The sequence below is a fragment of the Flavobacterium azooxidireducens genome (genome assembly GCF_023195775.1).
GTDB lineage: Bacteria > Bacteroidota > Bacteroidia > Flavobacteriales > Flavobacteriaceae > Flavobacterium > Flavobacterium azooxidireducens.
Genome location: NZ_CP096205.1, coordinates 3,648,950 through 3,666,969, shown reverse-complemented (window position 1 = coordinate 3,666,969; position 18,020 = coordinate 3,648,950). Strand labels below are relative to the sequence as shown.

General features: G+C 32.7%; 20 protein-coding genes and 1 pseudogene. 4 read left to right on the top strand and 17 right to left on the bottom strand.

The genetic code is table 11. From position 1 onward, the window contains the following. Positions 1-58: 58 nt before the first annotated feature. Positions 59-670 carry a hypothetical protein gene (locus M0M57_RS15915; protein ID WP_248434089.1) on the bottom strand — a complete coding sequence of 204 codons (612 nt, stop codon included), beginning with the start codon at positions 668-670 and terminating at the stop codon, positions 59-61. A 12-nt stretch (positions 671-682) separates the two neighbouring features. Next, complete coding sequence (locus tag M0M57_RS15910) at positions 683-1,723, bottom strand: formimidoylglutamase (RefSeq protein ID WP_248434088.1); 1,041 nt, start codon at positions 1,721-1,723, stop codon at positions 683-685. Between the two features lie 106 nt (positions 1,724-1,829). On the opposite strand from M0M57_RS15910, the gene M0M57_RS15905 reads away from it, so the two are divergent. Further along, entirely contained in the window at positions 1,830-2,717 is an 888-nt protein-coding gene (locus tag M0M57_RS15905; RefSeq protein WP_248434087.1) for a hypothetical protein, read from the top strand. Between the two features lie 65 nt (positions 2,718-2,782). Here the strand turns inward: M0M57_RS15905 and M0M57_RS15900 are convergent, their stop codons facing one another. Next, positions 2,783-3,094 carry a hypothetical protein gene (locus tag M0M57_RS15900; RefSeq protein ID WP_248434086.1) on the bottom strand — a complete coding sequence of 104 codons (312 nt, stop codon included), beginning with the start codon at positions 3,092-3,094 and terminating at the stop codon, positions 2,783-2,785. Between the two features lie 38 nt (positions 3,095-3,132). Continuing rightward, positions 3,133-4,368: an imidazolonepropionase gene (hutI, locus tag M0M57_RS15895; RefSeq protein ID WP_248434085.1), complete on the bottom strand. Its 1,236-nt coding sequence runs from the start codon at positions 4,366-4,368 to the stop codon at positions 3,133-3,135. Positions 4,369-4,439: 71 nt separating this feature from the next. On the opposite strand from hutI, the gene corA reads away from it, so the two are divergent. Next, positions 4,440-5,516: a magnesium/cobalt transporter CorA gene (gene corA, locus M0M57_RS15890; RefSeq protein WP_248434084.1), complete on the top strand. Its 1,077-nt coding sequence runs from the start codon at positions 4,440-4,442 to the stop codon at positions 5,514-5,516. Here corA and M0M57_RS15885 read toward each other — a convergent pair. The 9 genes from M0M57_RS15885 to M0M57_RS15845 form a co-directional block, all read right to left on the bottom strand. Then, positions 5,513-6,088 carry a hypothetical protein gene (locus tag M0M57_RS15885; protein ID WP_248434083.1) on the bottom strand — a complete coding sequence of 192 codons (576 nt, stop codon included), beginning with the start codon at positions 6,086-6,088 and terminating at the stop codon, positions 5,513-5,515. The two genes, corA and M0M57_RS15885, sit on opposite strands and share 4 nt — an antisense overlap. Before the next feature lie 11 nt (positions 6,089-6,099). Further along, positions 6,100-6,669 (bottom strand): DUF3575 domain-containing protein, encoded by a 570-nt coding sequence (locus M0M57_RS15880; RefSeq protein WP_248434082.1) that lies wholly within the window; start codon positions 6,667-6,669, stop codon positions 6,100-6,102. A 78-nt stretch (positions 6,670-6,747) separates the two neighbouring features. Next, the gene (locus M0M57_RS15875) at positions 6,748-7,680 is read right to left on the bottom strand and encodes a transglutaminase domain-containing protein (protein WP_248434081.1); all 933 of its coding nucleotides are present in this window, start codon (positions 7,678-7,680) and stop codon (positions 6,748-6,750) included. A 21-nt stretch (positions 7,681-7,701) separates the two neighbouring features. Beyond that, positions 7,702-8,553: a substrate-binding domain-containing protein gene (locus M0M57_RS15870; RefSeq protein ID WP_248434080.1), complete on the bottom strand. Its 852-nt coding sequence runs from the start codon at positions 8,551-8,553 to the stop codon at positions 7,702-7,704. 20 nt (positions 8,554-8,573) lie between these two features. Beyond that, positions 8,574-9,137: a GNAT family N-acetyltransferase gene (locus M0M57_RS15865; RefSeq protein ID WP_248434079.1), complete on the bottom strand. Its 564-nt coding sequence runs from the start codon at positions 9,135-9,137 to the stop codon at positions 8,574-8,576. Positions 9,138-9,224: 87 nt separating this feature from the next. Then, the gene (locus M0M57_RS15860) at positions 9,225-10,094 is read right to left on the bottom strand and encodes a nucleoside phosphorylase (protein WP_248434078.1); all 870 of its coding nucleotides are present in this window, start codon (positions 10,092-10,094) and stop codon (positions 9,225-9,227) included. Between the two features lie 84 nt (positions 10,095-10,178). Further along, positions 10,179-10,514 (bottom strand): translation initiation factor, encoded by a 336-nt coding sequence (locus M0M57_RS15855; RefSeq protein ID WP_248434077.1) that lies wholly within the window; start codon positions 10,512-10,514, stop codon positions 10,179-10,181. Between the two features lie 96 nt (positions 10,515-10,610). Beyond that, positions 10,611-11,009, bottom strand: coding sequence for a GxxExxY protein (locus M0M57_RS15850; RefSeq protein WP_248434076.1), 399 nt, complete (start codon positions 11,007-11,009; stop codon positions 10,611-10,613). A gap of 155 nt (positions 11,010-11,164) precedes the next feature. After that, the gene (locus tag M0M57_RS15845) at positions 11,165-12,115 is read right to left on the bottom strand and encodes an isopenicillin N synthase family dioxygenase (RefSeq protein WP_248434075.1); all 951 of its coding nucleotides are present in this window, start codon (positions 12,113-12,115) and stop codon (positions 11,165-11,167) included. 189 nt (positions 12,116-12,304) lie between these two features. On the opposite strand from M0M57_RS15845, the gene M0M57_RS15840 reads away from it, so the two are divergent. Then, positions 12,305-14,281, top strand: a complete 1,977-nt coding sequence (locus tag M0M57_RS15840; protein WP_248434074.1) for an alpha-ketoacid dehydrogenase subunit alpha/beta — start codon at positions 12,305-12,307, stop codon at positions 14,279-14,281. 52 nt (positions 14,282-14,333) lie between these two features. Here M0M57_RS15840 and M0M57_RS15835 read toward each other — a convergent pair whose 3' ends face one another. Further along, positions 14,334-14,507: a hypothetical protein gene (locus M0M57_RS15835; protein ID WP_248434073.1), complete on the bottom strand. Its 174-nt coding sequence runs from the start codon at positions 14,505-14,507 to the stop codon at positions 14,334-14,336. A 95-nt stretch (positions 14,508-14,602) separates the two neighbouring features. On the opposite strand from M0M57_RS15835, the pseudogene M0M57_RS15830 reads away from it, so the two are divergent. After that, a pseudogene (locus M0M57_RS15830) lies at positions 14,603-15,114 on the top strand (adenine phosphoribosyltransferase). Here M0M57_RS15830 and M0M57_RS15825 read toward each other — a convergent pair. The 3 genes from M0M57_RS15825 to M0M57_RS15815 all read right to left on the bottom strand — a co-directional run bounded on the left by M0M57_RS15825 (position 15,111) and on the right by M0M57_RS15815 (position 17,878). Next, positions 15,111-15,260 (bottom strand): SsrA-binding protein, encoded by a 150-nt coding sequence (locus tag M0M57_RS15825; protein ID WP_248434072.1) that lies wholly within the window; start codon positions 15,258-15,260, stop codon positions 15,111-15,113. The pseudogene M0M57_RS15830 and the gene M0M57_RS15825 sit on opposite strands and share 4 nt — an antisense overlap. A gap of 67 nt (positions 15,261-15,327) precedes the next feature. After that, a complete protein-coding gene (locus M0M57_RS15820; protein WP_248434071.1) occupies positions 15,328-17,517 on the bottom strand; it encodes a M56 family metallopeptidase in 2,190 nt (729 codons plus the stop codon). Position 17,518: 1 nt separating this feature from the next. Continuing rightward, positions 17,519-17,878 carry a BlaI/MecI/CopY family transcriptional regulator gene (locus M0M57_RS15815; RefSeq protein ID WP_248434070.1) on the bottom strand — a complete coding sequence of 120 codons (360 nt, stop codon included), beginning with the start codon at positions 17,876-17,878 and terminating at the stop codon, positions 17,519-17,521. Between the last annotated feature and the right edge of the window lie 142 nt (positions 17,879-18,020).

The following is an 18,020-nucleotide window of genomic DNA, read 5'->3' as shown; positions in this document are numbered from 1 at the left end:
GGGTAATTTTGTGAGAGTATAGGCTATGTAGGTAGGTAAGCAATTCCGAGGATAATAATTATGGTAAATAGGGTATATCTCTTTTATTATATTCGTATTTTTCACAGATAATTTTAAACTGCTTTTCAGTTAATAAAATAACATGTAAATCATTTCCTTCGTAAAGTAAAAAGAACTTTTCATTACTATTTTGTTTTTTCAAAAGTTCATTTATTTTACTAAAGAATCTTCTCGGAGCAACATCCCAAAAAGTATAATTTTCTAAATCATATTGAGAATAAAGCATTATTTCTTCTTCATTGATGAAAATCGTGTTATTAAATTCAATTTGATCACTTTTACGAATTGAAATTTCAAAACTTCTTTTTTTCAAAACTTTATTTAGATTAGGCAGAAAAAAATCAAAACTAAATTCCGCTAGTTCCTCTGCATCAACATGAATTAATCTAAAAATATCTTCGTTATATATATCAAATTCGTTAATTAAATTATGTTTAAGAGAATCTAATTTTAGAGTATCTGAATACTTTAAAAATTCATTTTGATAAAGTTCTTTACCAAAATTTCTATTATTTACCACTGTTTCGGTTAAAGGATTTTTGTAACTATCTTTCTTATCAGAACAACTTACACTTAAAATTATAGTAATTAATAGAAATAATTTCGTCATATAAAAATCATATTAAATCTCCAACACACTCTTAGCTTTCATAAAATCAGTAATCAAATAACCAATCAATTTTCCAATCAATTGCGGATTTTTTTCATCGGATAAATCGGGAGCTCCTTCGCAGATGTGTAAGTAAGCCGCATTGGCGTGTTGCCCAAAATGATGAATAAATTGACGTGTTTGTTCTACCGAAAATCCACTTGGCGTCATCGCACTGCTGGCAATATTAGGAAGTGAATCTAAATCGATTTCTATCCCAAAAAAATCATTTTTTATAAAAGTTAAAGCCTGATTGAGTTCTTGTTCAAAGTTTTTTACTTTTCGGATGGCAATTTCGTCATAGGTATTAAAACGAACGCGATCTTCTAAATCTTTCAAACGCAATAATACATTTTTAGACGTATAACTTTCGTGTAAACCATAAATGAAATACTTTTTCAAAAAACCTTCGTCAAAAGCATATGAAAATCCGTTGCCGCTGTGTCTTCCTTCCAAAATTCTAAAATCGGAATGAGCATCAAGATTCACTGCGTTGATAGGTTTTCCTTTCGCTAAAGCGGTTCCTTTAATATTTCCGTAGGCATTATTATGTCCGCCACCAATAACAATCGGAATTTTTCCGGCTTTGACAATGTTGAATATAATATGTGAAACTTCTTTATCAATTTTTTCAACTAAGGTTGAAAAGGTTTTTCTATCATCAACATTTAAAAAATCAAGTTTTTCGGCTATCTTTAAATCTTCTGCTACGTCTAATGAGCCTAAAATCAAAAGCTGACTTCCTTTGCAAAAACGGTTGTGCTGAATGTTAGCAATGCTTCTGATAGCACTTTGCCAAGCCGAAGCTGCTCCGGGACGACCAAAATTAGCTCGCACTCCAATGTCTTCCGGAATTCCGAATAAAACAAACTTGGCTTTACTTTCGGTTAAAAACGCTATTGGATCAACTCCTTTCGGAATAGTAAGCATTTTTTCGCCAAATTTAATTTCACCACTTCTGTGATTGGTAATTTTTCCCAAATCAATGGAAGTAAACGGAACTAGGTTTTCCATAAAAAAATAATTGCATTCAAAAATACTATTTTTATGCAAAATAACGTTATGGTTATGCAAAACGAATCTAAAATAAATTTAACTTTGCCTAAAATCAACTTAAAAAATGGAAAACCAAAACAACAACAATTCAAAACTAAAAGCGATAATCCTAGTATTATCACTTTTGCTATTAGCCAGTTTGGGCTATATGTTTAAAATGAGTTCTGATTCTAAAAAAGTAGAAACTGAATTATCTTCTGTATCAACAGAAAAAGAAACAGCTTTGGCAGAATTAGCTCAATTGAAAACTACTTATGATGCAGCAATTGCTGAAAACACATCGATGTCTGAAGAATTAATCGCTGAGCGTGACAAAGTGGTTAAATTAATGGAAGAAGTTAAAAAAGCAAAAGGCGATGCTGCTTCAATGAGCAGATATAAAAGTCAAGTGGCTGATTTACAAAACAAAATGAATGTTTTGATTCAGGAAAATGATGCTTTAAAGAAATTGAATCAAGATTTATCTACTGAAATTGACAGCACTAAAACTATTCTAGTTGAAGCTCAACAGTACAACCAAGTATTGACTGGTCAAAATGAAGAATTATCTAAAACTGTAGAAAAAGCATCTAAACTTTCGATTTTGAATTTAAAAACAGGAGCTTTTAAAGTAAGAAATTCAGGAAAAGAAGTGGCTACAGAAAGAGCTAGCAGAGCAGATATTTTGAAAGTAAGCTTTACGATTGCCGAAAACAAAGTGGCTAAATCAGGTGATAAATCCTATTACATTCAAGTAATTGACAGTAAAAACAATGTTTTAGGTGAGAAAAAAATCGCAGAATTTGGTGAGCAATCATTAACTTATAGTTTTGTTTCTACCGTTCAGTATGAAAACAGTACAGTAAATGTTTCTGAAAATCTTCCTGGTGAAAACTTTGAAAAAGGAACTTACTTTGTAAACATTTTTGACAAAGGAGAATTAGTTGGAAAAACAAGTTTTTCTTTGAAATAAGATTTTAAACAATAAATTTAAAAGGAGCACTGAAAAGTTGCTCCTTTTTTGTTTTTAAAACATTATCAATTATTTAGATAATTATTAATACTTACCATCTTGTAGTTTATTCTATCAATTTCTACTATATCTCTTTCAGAAATTAAATAATATTTTTCATTTGAATGAAGATAAATTTCATTTTTATCAATAAAGCAAATGCTATCAATATTTTCAATTTTCATTTCATAAACATAATTCTGATTTTTTTCAAGTAAACAATAATTGTCTTCTAAACAATAATCAGAAATGTAAAAGTTATCATTTAGTTTTTGTTCAATTGGATCTCCATCAATAGATGCAGTTGGCAAAATGAATTGACAACTAGAAAATGTCATTATCACTAATATTGAAATATAATATTTCATAGTTCTATTTAAATAATTTTTCCTTCTATGAAAACATTCTCAATCAAATTACTTCCAAATTCATACGGCAATTGATAAAACGAATGAATAGGTTTGGTAATAATTAAATTCGCTTTTTTACCTTTTGTTATACTTCCGTGCGAATCTGAAATTCCCATCGCATAGGCACCATTGATTGTTGCGGCATTAATGGCTTCTTCCGGAGTCATTTTCATTTTAATGCAAGCCGTTGCTACCACAAAATTCATATTTCCCGAAGGTGTTGTTCCCGGATTATAATCAGTTGCTAAAGCTAATGGCAATCCGGCAGCCATCATTTTTCGTGCTGGTGTGTATGGAATGCTGATAAAATAACTGCACGACGGCAAAGCGACCGGCATTGTTTGAGAGTTTTTAAGTATTTCAATATCTTCGTCGGTTACAATTTCAAGATGGTCAACTGATAAGGCATTGTGCTTCACACAAGCAGCAATTCCGTTAATGGCTGTAAACTGATTTACGTGAATTTTAGAAATTAAACCGTATTTTTTTCCGGCTTCCATAATTCGTTCGGTTTCTTCTACAGAAAAATACCCAGTTTCGAGAAAAGCATCGATATAATCTGCCAAATTTTCTTCAGCAATTTTTGGTAACATTTCATTGATTATCAAATCAATATAACCGGAATGATTTTCTTTATATTCTTTCGGAAAGGCATGAGCTCCCAAAAAAGTTGCTTTTATTTTGATGGGATAATTTTCTGCTAAACGTCTGATTACCCGTAGCATTTTGATTTCGCCTTCAACAGTCAATCCATATCCGGATTTAATTTCGATGGCTCCGGTTCCTAATTTCATAACTTCTTCTAAACGAACCTTTGATTGTTCATAAATTTCATTTTCACTAGTTTCATTGAGTTTTTGAGCTGAATTTAATATTCCGCCACCGCGATTGGCAATTTCTTCATAACTCAATCCATTAATTCGATCTACAAATTCTTGCACACGATTTCCTGCATAGACCAAATGAGTATGACTGTCGCACCAAGTTGGTAGCACCACTTTCTCTGAAGCATCGATGATTTTTGCATTGGGTAGAGTAGGGCAATCGCTCATCAAACCAAAATCGGCTATCAAATCATTTTCAATCAATAAAAAAGCATTTCTCAGTAGAGGTAAATTCGCCATTTCGCTACCGGATACTTTCTGAATTCCGATTTCTCTGATTTGAATAAGTTCTTTAATATTGATGATAAGTGTCTGCATAATGAAAAATATTTTCTGTAAAAATAGAATGAAAAAATTAAATCGCTTATTTTTATAAAAAATAATAACACATGAAGCGATTAAAATATAAAAAAGGCAGAAAAGTTCAACCCAATTATTTTGAATATACCGGACAACACAAAGATCATCCGGTAGAAATGCAATTGTTTGTTTATAATTCAGAATCATACACTGAAACGACTGATTTAAATTTAGATCAAGTTCAAATTGAAGAATTACTTCATTCTGAAGATGTTAAATGGTTAAATATTCACGGTTTACACGATATTGAATTGATTAAAAAAATTGTAGATATTCTTCAAATTGAAAATCATATTGCGGCTGATATTTTAAATGTGACGAAACGAACCCGAATGGAAGAATTGGGTGAAGTGTTGTTTTTTAGCATCAAATCAATTTTACCCGAAAATAATGCACCTAGTGTACACGTTGAGCAAATAAGTTTCATTTTAAAGGATAATTTGTTGGTTTCTTTTCAGGAAAAAAGAGGCGATTTTTTTACGCACATTCGTGAACGAATTAAAACCAATTCCGGAATTGTATGTAAAAAGAAAAACGATTTTTTGCTTTATTTGATGTTGGATGCAGTGATGGAAAACTTTTACATTACCATTGAAAAATATGAAGAGTTAATCGAACAATTACAAATTGAAGCAAAAGTAAATGAAAGTCAAGATGTTTTAGTTCGAATTGAGAAATGTAGCGAGGATTTAAACTTTTTAAAACGAGCTTTAGTTCCTTTAAAAGATTCACTTTTTAATTTAAAATCCATTCAAGATGATGATGATTTTAACGGAATTGAAAAGTCTAATTTCACCTTTTTTGCTCGTTTGCATCAAAAGAGTTTAGAGCTTTTGGAACAGATTGATTATGATATGAATTCGTTGGAAAGTGCGTCCAGTTTTTATTTTTCCGCTCAAAGTCATCGTATGAATGAAATTATGAAGACACTTACGATTGTTTCTGTCGTCTTTATTCCCCTTACATTTATAGTGGGTGTTTATGGAATGAATTTTGAAAACATCCCGGAATTAAAATCTCCCAACGGATATTTCATCACATTGGGAGTTATGTTTCTTATTGTTTTAGCAATGATTTATTATTTTAGACGAAAAAAATGGTTTTAGTTGACAGTGAAAGTATAAAATCCATTTGTTACATCATTTGCTGATGTTGCAATAGTTAAAAAGGTTGAATTATTTGAACTATCTGAAATAATATCAAAATCTGAACCGTTGTAACCACTGAAAAACCCAATTCGATATTGTCCGGCTTCTGTTAATCGTAATCCTCCACGAAATTCATAGGCTTCTGCATTTGAATTATAAATGGCATTGACGGTAACATAATTTCCAATGCTCATAGAACCTTGATCTTCAACAAAATTATTTCCAACAGAAACAACTTCCCAATTTCCGTCTACTTGTTTTTCTAAACGATAGATAAAACTGAATTTTTGCGAATTAGTTGTACGATAAACATCTAAAAGTGTAGTTTGATTTGGTTCGGATAAATACCTTGAAAAAGCATTCGTATTCAACCAAAGAACATCGTTAACTTCATAATTAGGTTGCACTTCAATAGAAACCAAATTCGGAATGGTGGTATAAACGGCATTATAAAACTCTTCATCTTCCTTACTACAGGAAATTGAAAGTGTTATTAAAGCAAGAAGAAATGTATATTTTATTGTTTTCATATCAAATTTTATTAAAATCGGTAACCTAAATTAACACCCACACGAGAAATTATATCAGGACTTTCGCCACTGCTGAAAAGGTTTTTTCCCATTCCAACAAAAATATCAATACCAAATTTTTCTTTGATATAAAACTTGTGTCCAACCGCAGCACCGACTGCAAAATCAGAATATTCTTTTTGAACAGCTTGATAGTAAGCATTGTTGTTTTGATCAAGTAAACGTTCTAATTCGCGGTATTTTCCTTGGTTGGCTGACACAAAAACTTCGACAAAATAATAGCGAATCTGACTTTTTGATAACGAATATCGCACAAACGGAATAATTTGATACTCTTCTAATGTTCGGTTTTTGCCGTTTTCAAAGTCATCTTCTCTCGATTTACTTTGGTTAAAATTTCCGCTTAATCCAACTGAAAAATCATTACTAATGAATCGTTCATAACTCACATGAATTTTTCCTAAAGCGACTAGAGAAACAACATCAAACTTGATTTCATTTTTACCCAAATCAGAAGAATTATTTTCCTGAGCAAATGAAATTTGGGTGAAAATTAAAAAGATAAAAATAAATTTTTTCATTTTTTGGGGTTTATATGATGTAAATATATAAAAAGCTTGCTTGGAAAGAAAAAATTTAACCATAATCTCGATAAACAATTAGTTTAGTGTTAAAGCTCCAAGGATTTCTTCTGACATAAATGGTCCGCCGGGATAACGAGCGGTATAATCTAAGTTTAACCAAATTTGACCACGTTCATCAATGTGATAGTGAATTTCTTTGTTTTTACTTTCGGTTACAAAAAGTACTTCTTTGATGAGATAAACTGCCGCTTCTAAATCACTTCTTTTGCCCACAAGCATTTCAGGATAAATGTGTCCGCCCGTGTGAATGAGGCGTGGAGTACCGCCAACTGCTCGAATGCAAGCTGCCATCAAAATAGCATGATCATCACAATCGCCGGAAAAATGGATTAAACTTTCCGTCGCATGTGCAATATATTCTTGTCCTTTTGGGTCGTTTACGTAGTTCCAACGGTTTCTTATTTCTTTAAAAACTGCAAAACACTGAATCATTTTTCGATGTTCTTGCTGACCTTTTATATCTTTAAAATGCAAAGTAGTGGCTGTTAGAGCAAAATTGCGTACTTGCGGATTATCATATTCAATGGCTTTTAGAATCTGATTTTTATTGGGAAACGGAAGAAGTTTAGAAATCATTAAATCTTGCGGATTCGGATTTTCCGACATCGAATAAATCATATAGCCATAATCTTGAAAAACGGCTTGAAAACCATATCCGCTGAAAACGGTTCCATACAATAAAACAATTAAATAAACAGCTACGAAAATGATAAGAATTGTTCGTACCAACCTCAAAATCAATTGAATAAGAACTAATAAAACAAGAGCAATTAGAATTCGATCTAAGTGAAAATACCATTCAGGATCTTTTAAATTTTGATGAATGATGATAAAAATCGGAATCGCAATCAGAATATTAAGTACAAAAATAATCACATCATCCCAAGGTTTTTTGACCTGGAATTTAGTTTTTAATTCTTGATACTTAAGTGTTCCGAATAGATTCATTTACATAGAAACGTCAAAATGCTAAAAGGCGTGCACGATTTCAGCAAAAGTACTTTTTTTATCGATAAGACTTAGCTCAAATAGCTGATTTTGAATTTTGTTTAACGTTTCCGAAGTTATATTTTTTTGCGACCATTTGGTTTGAAGTAACCAAGAATCAATGTCTTCCGTTTTTTGATTAAATCTACTAGCCAATGTTCTGTTGATACTCGGAATGTCTTTGAACTCTTCGGTTGTTGTATTGATGATTTCTAAAATCAATTCGATAGTTTGCGGATGTTTTTCGAGAATTTCGTTGCGAACCGCAATAACAAAACAAGGCCACGGAGTAGGGCAGTCGGCAATTCTGCGGAAAGTTCCATTATCAACCAACGGTTTTGTCATAAATTTTTCCCACATAAAATAATCGGCTTTTCCATTGGATAATGCTTCAACAGCACCATCAATTGTGTTGACGATTTCAAACTGCAAACCATTTGTTTTCCAACCTTGATTTTGAGCATTTACAATCGCCATTAAATGAGATCCTGAACCTAATCGACTAATTGCAACTTTTGTGTTTTCTAAATCAGAAAGTGAAGTATAATTTGATTTTGCATCAACGTGAATTCCCCAAATGAGCGGACTTTCCACATAAATTTGAACGATCTTGGATGGATTTCCGGCTGAGATGTCTTTCACAATTCCTTCGGTTAAAATAACAGCAATATCGGTTTCACCATCACGAAGAAGTTGACACATTTTTCCGGTTCCTTCGGGAACATCTGTCCATTGTAAATCGATTCCGGCTTCTTCAAATTCACCGTTTTCAATGCACAAATGCCAAGGTAAATTGAAATGTTCGGGAACGCCTGCTATTTTGATGGTTTTCATTTTTTTTGGTTTCTATTTTTTTATTTATCTAAATTACCAGTACGGACAAGTCGCGACTTGTCCCTACACATCATCCACCATTTCCAAATCACGCCATCTTTATCCGGATAATCTTCCATAAATTGAAAGCCTACTTTCTGTAAAACATGATTGGATGCTCCGTTTTCAGCGTGAGTATAAGCGTGCATTTTTTCAATGTTCATTTGATTAAAACCATAGTCTAACCACGCAATAGAAGCTTCGGTGGCATAACCTTTGTTCCAAAATTTTTCATTTAAACGATAACCGTAATCATAGAAATTGGTGTTGCCGTTTTCTTCGTGGTCGTTGACAAATTTTATCCCTGTCCAACCAATGAATTCGCCGGTTTCTTTGAGAATTGTTGCAAAACGTCCAATTTTATTTTCACGATATTGCTGTTGAACGTATTCAATTGTTTTTATCGTTTCACTAATATCTTGTGAAGGCTTTTGCCAAAGGTATTTGTGAACGCTTGGATTGTTATCCATTTCAAAAAAGTCTTCGGCATCGTTTAATTCAAGAGGGCGAAGTAGGAGACGTTTGGTTTCGATTTGTAAATTCATTTGTTATTTTTTGGAACACTGATTTAAGAAATTAAAATAATTTTAAAAATTTCCCTAATTTTTGAAATCCGTTTTCTCTGCTCAATATTATTTTTCAGCCAATTTATCCAACGCATATTCAATTAATGCATCAACCGCTTTATAAGGATCTTCGCTAAATGTTCCATTTGCACGATTGGCAATAATTGCATTCAACGATAAACATTCGTGTCCTAACAATTTACCTAAGCCATAAATTGCAGCGGTTTCCATTTCTAAATTAGTCATTTGAATACCATTGTAATTAAACGAATCCATTTTAGAATTTAAGTCAGCATCTTGAATATTTAAACGTAAAACTCGCCCTTGTGGACCGTAAAATCCGCCTGCTGTTCCGGTGAAACCTTTATGAATTTGCTTGCTTTCAAATTTTTTGGCTAACGATTCACTTCCTTTAATTACGTACGGACGACCTTTTCGTAAATCCCAATTCGTTTGATTGATAAAAGCATCTTCAATGTCTTTTTCGGAAACAGCATCGATTAAGTAGGAGCGAAGCATATTGTCTAATCCCAAACCATACGCACTCATCACAAAACTATCCACTGAAATATCAGCTTGCAATGAACCGGAAGTTCCAATTCGGACAATGTTTAACGAAGTGAGTTTTTCTTTTATAGTTCTGGTTTTTAAATCGATATTGACTAACGCATCGAGTTCGTTCATCACAATATCAATATTATCCGGACCAATTCCGGTTGACATTACGGACATTCGTTTGCCTTTATAAATTCCGGTTTGCGTTTTGAATTCTCTTTTTTGTGTTGAAAATTCAATGGAATCGAAATGTTTAGTGATTTTTTCTACCCGATTTTGATCACCTACAAAAATAATGTCGTGAGCAATTTGTTCCGGTAGTAAGTTTAAGTGATAAACACTGCCGTCGGGGTTTAATATTAATTCGGATGATTGTATCATTTTTTTAAGGTGCTAAGGTGCTGAGGAACTAAGGTTCTGAGGTAGATTCAAAATAACTTGAAACTTTAAACTTGAAGCAAAAAACTATCCTCCTACACGTTTGGTTTTAAATCCTTTTTCTTGTAGAAATTTCATTATTTTATCACGGTAATCACCTTGAATGATGATTTCACCGTCTTTGAAACTTCCGCCAACGGCAAATTTACTCTTTATTTCTTTGGCTAAGATTTTGAAGTCTTCATCGGTTCCTTCATAACCTGAAATAATCGTGGTTGGTTTGCCTTTTCGTTTTTCGTATTGACAAATTATCGGTTCTTTTTGAACGTATAATTCGTGTGGTGTTTCATCAACTTGTTCCGGTTCGTTGGAAGGTTGATGGTCGGGGAAGAGTTTTTTGAGTTGTTCACTTAAATCGTGCATAGTATTATTTATTTAGAACGCGGATTTGACAGATTCGCTAAAGCGAAACGCTGATCCCGATTGCTATCGGGACGGATTTGCTTCGCAAGGATCTGATTAAAACGGATTTTTTCTTATCTTTCTTTTATTTTCAAATACTTTTCTTCTGAATTCAGGCTTTTTACCAAAATTAAGTAACAAACCAACTTCGCAGTCTGTTGCTCTCAAATAGTTTAATAATTGTGTTTCAAACTCATCAACTACGCATTCAGCTGCTTTTAATTCTAATATAACAGTATCATTAACGATTAAGTCGGAATAATAATCACCAACATTATTTCCTTTATAAAAAACTCTAATCTTCTTGTTGGGAACAACATTTAAACCTTTTTCTTTTAATTCTAAAAATAAAGCATTTTGGTAAACTTTTTCCAGAAATCCGTATCCTAGTTCATTATATACTTCATAAAATGTTTTTAAAATGAGTGCTGTTAATTCTTTGTGTAATAAGTGCATATAGTTATTTTTTATGGTTTATATCTGTAAAAATCAGCGTTTCGCTTTAGCGAATCTGTCAAATCTGCGTTCTAAAATGGCGTGTAGCATTATTTCAAAAACAAAAACCAAACCCCAAAAAGATGAGATTTGGTTTATAATAATTCAAATGTAAATTACTTCTTAATCAATCCCAAATCAACCAAACGTTCGTGCAAAAATTCTCCAGCAGAAATGTCTTCGTATAATTTGGGATTATTTTCATCAATACAATTTTCCAATACATCCAAACGCATATCACTTACCGGATGCATAAAAAATGGGATAGAATAACGTGAAGTTCCCCACAATTCTCTAGGTGGATTTACTACTTGATGAATGGTAGATTTTAATTTATTGTTTGTATGACGTGACAACATATCACCTACATTAATCACTAATTCATCCGGTTCAGCAATTGCATCAATCCAGTCTCCATTGTGGTTTTGTACTTGTAACCCTTTTCCTTGAGCACCCATCAATAAGGTAATCAAATTAATATCGCCGTGAGCAGCCGCACGAATAGCATTTTCAGGTTCTGAAGTAATTGGTGGATAGTGAATTGGTCTTAAAATTGAGTTTCCTTCTCTACCGTATTTATCAAAATAGAATTCGTCAAGACCTAAATGCAAAGCCAATGCTCTCAACACATAAATACCTGTTTTTTCCAGCATTTGATAAGCTTCTTTACCAACTTCGTTAAAACGAGGAAGCTCTTTTACTTCAACATTATCAGGATATTCAGCGGCATATTTTGAATCTTTGCTCACATATTGACCAAAGTGCCAAAATTCTTTTAAATCGCCTTCCTTTTTGCCTTTTGCGTGTTCTTTTCCGAACGATACATAGCCACGTTGACCTCCAATTCCTGGAATCTCATAACTGTATTTGGTTTCTAAGGGTAAAGCGAAGAAATTTCTAATTTCGCCATATAATTCATCAACCAATTTGTCATCTAAAAAATGACCTTTAAGTGCTACGAAGCCTATTTCTTCGAAAGCTTTTCCGATTTCATTTACAAATTTTTGTTTACGTGCCGGTTCATCCGACAGGAAATCACGCAAGTCAACACTAGGAATGTTTTGCATACTAAAATTATTATTTGTTAATAACTCAAAGTGAGTTGAATGCTTGTAAATACAAATGTAAATAAATATTTTGTTATGCAAAATTGAAAGTTATCAACAGTCGCAAAAACGTTTTATAAAAAAGTATCACAAAACGATTAGAATTTGTTATTTTTTGTACTTTTGGGAGCGTTTTAAAACACCCAAACTATGCTTTTCGACAGAAAAAATCTTTCCGACACGACTCTTCTTGATTTATATATTCGATTACTGAAACCACGTTTAATTGAAGAAAAAATGCTCATCTTACTTCGTCAGGGTAAGATTTCCAAATGGTTTTCAGGTATTGGACAGGAAGCCATTTCGGTAGGAATTACTTCTGCGTTGGACAGAGATGAATACATTTTACCAATGCACAGAAATTTAGGCGTTTTTACCACCAGAGATATTCCGTTGCAAAGGTTATTTGCTCAATGGCAAGGGAAGAAAAGTGGTTTTACCAAAGGTCGCGACCGTTCGTTTCACTTTGGAACACAAGAATATAAAATCATTGGAATGATCTCGCATTTGGGTCCGCAATTAGGTGTGGCAGACGGAATTGCATTAGCCAATAAGCTCCAAAAGAATGGTAAAGTTACTGCGGTTTTCACAGGAGAAGGAGCTACCAGCGAAGGCGATTTTCACGAAGCATTAAACATTGCTGCCGTTTGGGATTTACCTGTTTTGTTTGTGATTGAAAATAATGGTTACGGACTTTCAACACCAACTAACGAGCAATACCGTTGTGCAAATTTGGCCGATAAAGGCATTGGCTACGGTATGGAAAGTCATATAATTGATGGAAATAATATTTTGGAAGTATTCACAAAAGTGTCCGATTTAAAGGCTTCACTTCGTGATAATCCAAGACCGGTTTTATTGGAATTTCAAACGTTTAGAATGCGTGGACACGAAGAGGCGAGTGGTACCAAATACGTTCCGCAAGACTTAATGGATGAGTGGGCTCAAAAAGACCCAATCGATAATTACAGAGAATATTTGAAAGAAATCGGATTGCTTACTAATGATTATGACGATGCTATTCGAACCGCATTCAAACAAGAAATGGACGAACACATTCGTCTTGTTTTTGATGAACCGGATTTTGTAGCTGATTTAAGTGAAGAATTAAATGATGTGTATAAACCATATGATTTTGAAGAATTTAAACATTCTAATTCTACAGAAAATATCCGTGTAATCGATGCGATTACGCAAAGTTTGAAGCAATCAATGGAACGTCATCCCAACTTGGTGATTATGGGTCAAGACATTGCTGAATACGGTGGAGCTTTTAAAGTAACGGACGGTTTTGTAAAACTTTTTGGAAAAGATCGTGTGCGAAATACTCCGATTTGTGAAAGTGCCGTGGTTTCTGCCGGAATGGGATTATCCATCAACGGACACAAAGCGATTGTAGAAATGCAGTTTGCTGATTTTGTTTCTACAGGATTTAACCCGATTGTGAATTTATTAGCAAAGCAACATTACCGTTGGAATGAAAAAGCCGATGTTGTTGTTCGAATGCCTTGTGGTGGCGGAACGCAAGCCGGACCGTTTCACTCGCAAACGAACGAAGCTTGGTTTACTAAAACCCCTGGTTTAAAAGTGGTTTATCCTGCTTTTCCCTATGATGTGAAAGGTTTGTTGAACACTGCTATCAACGACCCGAATCCTGTCATGTTTTTTGAGCATAAACAATTATACAGAAGTGTTTATCAAGATGTTCCGACAGATTATTATACAATTCCGTTTGGAAAAGCAGCTTTGCTGAAAGAAGGTTCGCAAGTCACTATTATTTCGTTTGGAGCGGGAGTTCATTGGGCTTTGGAGACATTATCTAAACATCCTGAAATTAATGCTGATTTATTGGATTTAAGAACATTGCAACCTTTGGATATAGAAGCTATTTACGCATCTGTCAAGAAAACAAACAAATGTATCATCCTTCAAGAAGATACTATTTTTGGTGGAATTTCAAGCGATATTTCGTCAATGATTATGGAGAATTGTTTCGAGCATTTAGATGGTCCCGTTCGTAGAGTGGGCAGTTTAGAATCACCGATTCCATTCGTAAAAGCATTGGAAGATCAATATTTACCTAAAGAACGATTTGAAAAAGAGTTGTTGGAATTGGTAGCTTATTAATACTTAAAGAAGCCGTCTCAATACTGAAATTTGAGACGGTTTTTTATTTGATTTATTTTCCATCAAAATAGATAACTCCTTTTTTGAAATCAACTGACTTATTTTCCTTTATAAGATTAACATTTCTCTCCGGTTCTGAAGTTTCATAGGAAAAACTGTAACTGAAAGAGTTTTTTTCTTTGGCTTCCGTTGGTTTAGCCGATTCGTTATAATTTCCTTTAACCATTGACAACTTAATAATATTAACTTCATAGTAAAGTTTATCTTTTTCCGCTCTATTGTCATATTTGTTCTCAATTTTACTTTAAAAATCAATTTTTTATGGCTTTAGAAAAATATATTCGTGACATAGTTGACTTTCCGAAAAAGGGTATTGTTTTTAAGGACATTACGCCGTTTCTGAGTAGTTCCGAAGCGACTGCAGAATGCTTACAATTTCTTTTAGAAAGTTTAAGTAATCAAAAAATTGATAAAGTGGTGGGTGTCGAACACCGTGGTTTCTTCTTCGCAATGCTTTTGGCACAGGAATTAAAAGCAGGTTTATTCAGGTGCGAAAACCTAAAAAACTTCCTTTTGAAACCATTTCGGCGTCCTATGAATTGGAATATGGTTCAGATTCGTTGGAAATTCACATTGATGCAATTCAAAAAGGAGATAAAGTTTTAATTCACGACGATGTTTTAGCCACCGGCGGAACTGCGAAAGCCGTTTGTGAATTAGTAGAACAATTAGGCGGTGAAATCGTTCAACTGAACTTTATAATGGAATTATCCTTCTTAAACGGAAGAGAAAAAGTAAAAGATTATCCTGTATTTGCGGCGATAACGTATTAATTATTTTTATCCAAAGCTCGTGTCGTCACAAAATATCGCCAACCGATAATCGCCATTTGCCATTTTTTGGCTTTGGTTAAATCTAGTTGTTGCTTGCTAAAACTTGGCAATAACATTTTGTTAAGTTGTGCTAAAAGTGAGTACATTTTCCATTTTTAACAAAAATACAAAAAAAAACGGCTATCAATGATGGTAGCCGTTTGGTTTTCAATGTTATTGTTTTTTTCGTGATTCTCTTTTTCTTTCATCCATTTTCTTTTTTCTTTCTTCCATTAGTTTTTTTCTTTCCTCTATTTTCTCATTTCTCTCTTTCATTCTTTCTTCCCTTTCAGATTCAGTTAATTTAGAATTTTCTTGTGCTTTTAATTCCATTTGTTTTTTATTTTCAAAATCATCATTTATTTTTGAAAGAGGGTTGTTTTTTATATAGTATTCTTTAGATTCAACAATAATAACTCCATTTTTTGCTTTGTCTCCATATTTTTTTTGTGCATTTTCTGTTGGAACTTTCATTGCGGCTACTGTCGAAATTTCTGCAGGATTAATGCTACTTAATTCAGCTAGACTCACTTCCTTTCCATCATAAATAATCAAAGCTTTATTTTTGTTCTCTTTTATTTGTTTGATTTTATTATTAACTTCCGAATCTTCATAGGAAACACCATGGCCATTTAAACTTTTTTCATCAGTCGAAATAAATTTTGCAGTACCATCAACAATTATAACACCGTCTTTTCCTTTTTGCCCATATCTTTTTATGCCTTCTTCTTTATCTAAATCAGTTATACTACCTTCTAATGAAATTGTGGTTCCTTTTGGTAATTCACTTTTTAAATATTCTTTTCCGTTGATGATATAAAGTTTATTAGTAGTGTCGTCCGCTTTGAAAACTTCATCAGTATTTTTATAACTACCTATAACAACTTTATTTTTATTGGTGCTAATATTAGCTGCATTTGCTGTTTCAATTTCATAATAAAGTTTATTTTTATCTGCTTTTTTATTGTATTTTTTTTCAAATTCACTCGCTGAGATTTCTTTCATATCACTCAACTCACCATCTAAATCTATTTTAACTTTTTCTTCGGCACCTTTTACATTTCCATTAATAATTAAAATAATTTCTTTTCCATTTCTAGTCAGGTTATCCATACTCAAATGTTTTTCTTTTGGCTTCTTTTCTTCAATAAAAATAACATCATTTGGAGTAGTATTAACCTCTTCAAAACCATAAGCTAAATCATCATCATCTTCATCAGAATTGACATAGATTTTTATATTATCAATTGGTTTATCAGACTTACGTTCCATAACACGATTATACGTTTTTCCAAAATCGAATTCTAGTTTAATCGCTATAATTTCATTATTCTTATTTCTCTTTACATTTGAAATTTTCAGTTTCTGATTTTCGTCTGAAAATGTTTCTTGTAATTCTTTAATTTCTTTGTCTGTTGTATTCTTGGTTAGAATAGATGAATAGTTGGAAGAAACAGCATACGTAGCTTCATCCACTTCATTTTCTTTCGCTTGAGCGACTGTTTCAATTTGAAATAAAAGCGTAAAAGCAATTAAAAAAGGAAGTATGACTGCATATTTCCAAGATTTCTTTTTGTGTGATTGATTTGTGTTTAACATAACGATTCGTTTTTTGATTAATGATTGAAAAAATTGATTGGTGATTGCTGATTGATTGTTGCTGATTACAACTTTTAATAAGGTTTTTTGATAAGCATATTTGTTATTAATGGTTAAATAAGTTTGATGGTCTGCGATGAATTCTAAGTTTTGAATGATTGCTTTTCGATAAAGCCAAACTACTGGGTTTATCCATAAAATGGCACAGATAATTCTTGAAAATATAACATCAAAAGAATGTTTTTGTTTCACGTGAATGGATTCGTGAATGAGAATATGATGTAATTCTTCTTCAGAAAATTGTTCTTGATTTACAACGATATAACTAAAAAACGAAAAAGGATTGTCGGTCGTAGAAGAATTGACTAATGTAAAATGCTCTTCTTTTTTTCTTTCCTGCTTTTTGATGTTTCTAAAGAAAGAAGCAATTTCAAAACCTATTTTCAACAACACAACTAGTGCAACAAGTGAATAAAAAGCGATTAGTATTTCGTTCCAATTGATTGCTTTTTCAACTTCAGTTACATTTTCAATTAAAACCGGTTGATAAATTGACATTTCTTCAAAAACTACCGGTTTTGATTCCACCCAAACGGTTTTTGTAAATGTTATCAATGGCAAAACGAACGAAGAAATCAATCCCAAAATTAAATACCAACGGTTGGATGTAAAGAAAGTTTCCTTTCTTAAAAACAGAACATACATCAAATAGAATACGACTAGTAAACCATTTACTTTTGCGAAATAAATCAACCAGTTTTCCATATTATTTCTTTTTCTCGATGATAGCCAAAATCTCTCTGAGTTCTTCGGCAGAAATTTTTTCTTCTTCCGCAAAAAACGAAACCATACTCTTATACGAGTTGTTAAAATAATGCTCAATCGCATTATTCATAAATGCCTTCCGGTATTTTTCCTTGCTAATGATAGGGAAGTACTGGTGCGTGTTTCCATACGCTTGATGCGAAACATATCCTTTCTCTTCCAAATTCCTAATAATGGTTGACAAAGTGTTGTAGTGCGGTTGATCTTCTGTGATTTCCGCCATCACATCTTTTACAAAAGCTTTTTCCAGCTTCCATAAAATGTGCATAATTTCTTCTTCTTTATTCGTGAGCTTTTGCATAATTGTAAAGTTTAAAACAAACCTACAACTATTTTTTTAGTTACACAACTATAAATTTAGTTATTTAACTATAAATTAAGTTTTGAAGGGATGGAAGATGGAAGATGGAAGATGGAAGATGGAAGATAGGAGTTAGGAGTTT

Coding starts and splice junctions, on each gene's coding strand:
- M0M57_RS15915 (WP_248434089.1), bottom strand. CDS start 670: ATGACGAAATTATTTCTATTAATTACTATAATTTTAAGTGTAAGTTGT.
- M0M57_RS15910 (WP_248434088.1), bottom strand. CDS start 1,723: ATGGAAAACCTAGTTCCGTTTACTTCCATTGATTTGGGAAAAATTACC.
- M0M57_RS15905 (WP_248434087.1), top strand. CDS start 1,830: ATGGAAAACCAAAACAACAACAATTCAAAACTAAAAGCGATAATCCTA.
- M0M57_RS15900 (WP_248434086.1), bottom strand. CDS start 3,094: ATGACATTTTCTAGTTGTCAATTCATTTTGCCAACTGCATCTATTGAT.
- hutI (WP_248434085.1), bottom strand. CDS start 4,368: ATGCAGACACTTATCATCAATATTAAAGAACTTATTCAAATCAGAGAA.
- corA (WP_248434084.1), top strand. CDS start 4,440: ATGAAGCGATTAAAATATAAAAAAGGCAGAAAAGTTCAACCCAATTAT.
- M0M57_RS15885 (WP_248434083.1), bottom strand. CDS start 6,088: ATGAAAACAATAAAATATACATTTCTTCTTGCTTTAATAACACTTTCA.
- M0M57_RS15880 (WP_248434082.1), bottom strand. CDS start 6,669: ATGAAAAAATTTATTTTTATCTTTTTAATTTTCACCCAAATTTCATTT.
- M0M57_RS15875 (WP_248434081.1), bottom strand. CDS start 7,680: ATGAATCTATTCGGAACACTTAAGTATCAAGAATTAAAAACTAAATTC.
- M0M57_RS15870 (WP_248434080.1), bottom strand. CDS start 8,553: ATGAAAACCATCAAAATAGCAGGCGTTCCCGAACATTTCAATTTACCT.
- M0M57_RS15865 (WP_248434079.1), bottom strand. CDS start 9,137: ATGAATTTACAAATCGAAACCAAACGTCTCCTACTTCGCCCTCTTGAA.
- M0M57_RS15860 (WP_248434078.1), bottom strand. CDS start 10,094: ATGATACAATCATCCGAATTAATATTAAACCCCGACGGCAGTGTTTAT.
- M0M57_RS15855 (WP_248434077.1), bottom strand. CDS start 10,514: ATGCACGATTTAAGTGAACAACTCAAAAAACTCTTCCCCGACCATCAA.
- M0M57_RS15850 (WP_248434076.1), bottom strand. CDS start 11,009: ATGCACTTATTACACAAAGAATTAACAGCACTCATTTTAAAAACATTT.
- M0M57_RS15845 (WP_248434075.1), bottom strand. CDS start 12,115: ATGCAAAACATTCCTAGTGTTGACTTGCGTGATTTCCTGTCGGATGAA.
- M0M57_RS15840 (WP_248434074.1), top strand. CDS start 12,305: ATGCTTTTCGACAGAAAAAATCTTTCCGACACGACTCTTCTTGATTTA.
- M0M57_RS15835 (WP_248434073.1), bottom strand. CDS start 14,507: ATGGTTAAAGGAAATTATAACGAATCGGCTAAACCAACGGAAGCCAAA.
- M0M57_RS15825 (WP_248434072.1), bottom strand. CDS start 15,260: ATGTACTCACTTTTAGCACAACTTAACAAAATGTTATTGCCAAGTTTT.
- M0M57_RS15820 (WP_248434071.1), bottom strand. CDS start 17,517: ATGGAAAACTGGTTGATTTATTTCGCAAAAGTAAATGGTTTACTAGTC.
- M0M57_RS15815 (WP_248434070.1), bottom strand. CDS start 17,878: ATGCAAAAGCTCACGAATAAAGAAGAAGAAATTATGCACATTTTATGG.